This window comes from Luteibacter sp. P4_E6 (assembly GCF_056401535.1).
In genome coordinates this window covers 1-1,569 of sequence record NZ_JBFUJE010000730.1, presented here as the reverse complement: position 1 = coordinate 1,569, position 1,569 = coordinate 1, and the positions used below count along the sequence as shown (strand labels likewise).

Here is a 1,569-nt window from a genome sequence, read left to right as displayed (position 1 = left end):
GGACCGAACTCGTCCATGGACAGGAACGCGTTTTCAATGACAGGCAGGAGTTCGCCGAAGGCGAGGGCGGGCCACAAACGCACCGGCACGATCAGGAGGCAGCACAGTCGGAGGCCGACCGTCAGTTCCCAATGGGACATGCTCAATTGATAGGCGAGCCGGTAGCAAGCGGCGTATGCGCCGATGACGGCAATATGTTGACCCCAGGCCTTCCAGTGCTCCCCGCTTCCTTTCACGCGTCAACCCCTTTGACGTTGCCCATGGTGTTCCGGCCATCTTGCCAGATACTTCGAACCCAATCGGCGAGGATAAGATGACGGTGGAGGGGAATTGGCGAAATTGCCGGATTTGACTATTGATGTCTTTGACACTCGACGGCGTCGCTGGCGATAGCAGGTATCCGCGTCGACCCCACCGATCCCAAGAACCCTCCGACAAACGACGCCCTTGGATGCCTTACCGGTGGCCCTTGGATGAGGGCGATGACAAGGGCGCCGCTGGCGGTGCTGCCAGCATCACGGGTGCAGCGGGCTGCGCATAGATCACATAGGGAGTGGGAGCCGGCAGTGGTGCGGGCGAAGGCTCAGGCTTGAACATGCCGTTGATCGCAGCGACGGCGGCCACGACACCGAAGCCCATGGCGGCGATCCACTTGGTGTGGGCGGAAAACGTTGCGTGGAAGTCGCTCTTCAGGTTTGCAACATCAACGGAAACCGCGGCCATGCCGGCTTTGAGATCGGCGCGAAGTTCCGCCTGGCTCTTGGCCACATCCGCCGCCGAGGCTTTCGCTTCGGCGCGTGCGGCATCCAGGTACAGCTTGATCTCGTCGCGGGTCATGTCACTCATGCGGCGATGATGAAAGTTCTCGTCGTGCGACACAACTCCATTGGGCCTCGTTCTCAAGTAAGGATCGGGCCCTGCCGGGCGCTCTCTGGCGCCCGGGGATTTCTTGCGGCGAGATAGGCTGACAAGAGGGGAATGTCATGGATGCGTTGCGCGGGGACGGAGCGCGGGTTTGACGCCGCCGCCATCAATGCGGACCTAACGCATCCACCGGCGCGGCGCTCTTCTCCCAAGACAAGCGGGCATGCGCCTCAGCAGCGCAATGCGCCCCCATCTGCGTCAACGCCGCGATGGCATCAAGCGACAGCGCCATGCGCCGACAATCGATGGTGTCCGACTCGTGCACGAATTCAGCGAGCAGTTCCGTGAGTCCACGCGCGTACTGCAGTAGCTCGGCTGCGTTGTTGAGAAGTTCGTTCGCCGTGGCGTCCGGGTCGGCGTAATAACGGGCGCGGCCGACCACCCCGTGACCGTAGCAAAACAACATTGGGTTGTCTGTAGGTGCGAGTGTGCAACGTAGACGATCGGGTCACTGCGCCAGACGACCCGCAATCGTGTTCCGGCGATTGTTTGCGCGTGATTGCGAAAGTCCTCAGCATCAAGGATCGCATCTCTCCTTCGATGCATTGTGAGCATTGCCTGATAGACGAGCCAACAATCACCAGCGTAAGCTTTTCGGCACAAGCGCACTGTTCGATTTCTGCACGCGCGCGTACGGGTCTCGCG

At 61.1% G+C, this 1,569-nt stretch carries 3 protein-coding genes; all 3 read right to left on the bottom strand.

Annotated features, from left to right (window positions below; all coding sequences use genetic code 11):
* On the bottom strand, positions 1-236 hold a 236-nt coding region (locus tag AC1DT2_RS22875), incomplete at its 3' end, for a hypothetical protein (protein WP_477298961.1).
* 220 nt (positions 237-456) lie between these two features.
* Positions 457-846 (bottom strand): hypothetical protein, encoded by a 390-nt coding sequence (locus AC1DT2_RS22870; RefSeq protein WP_477298960.1) that lies wholly within the window; start codon positions 844-846, stop codon positions 457-459.
* Positions 847-1,030: 184 nt separating this feature from the next.
* Positions 1,031-1,306, bottom strand: a complete 276-nt coding sequence (locus tag AC1DT2_RS22865) for a hypothetical protein (RefSeq protein ID WP_477298958.1) — start codon at positions 1,304-1,306, stop codon at positions 1,031-1,033.
* Between the last annotated feature and the right edge of the window lie 263 nt (positions 1,307-1,569).

Excerpts from the sequence above, each read along its gene's own strand:
- AC1DT2_RS22870 (WP_477298960.1), bottom strand. The coding sequence starts at position 846 with ATGAGTGACATGACCCGCGACGAGATCAAGCTGTACCTGGATGCCGCA.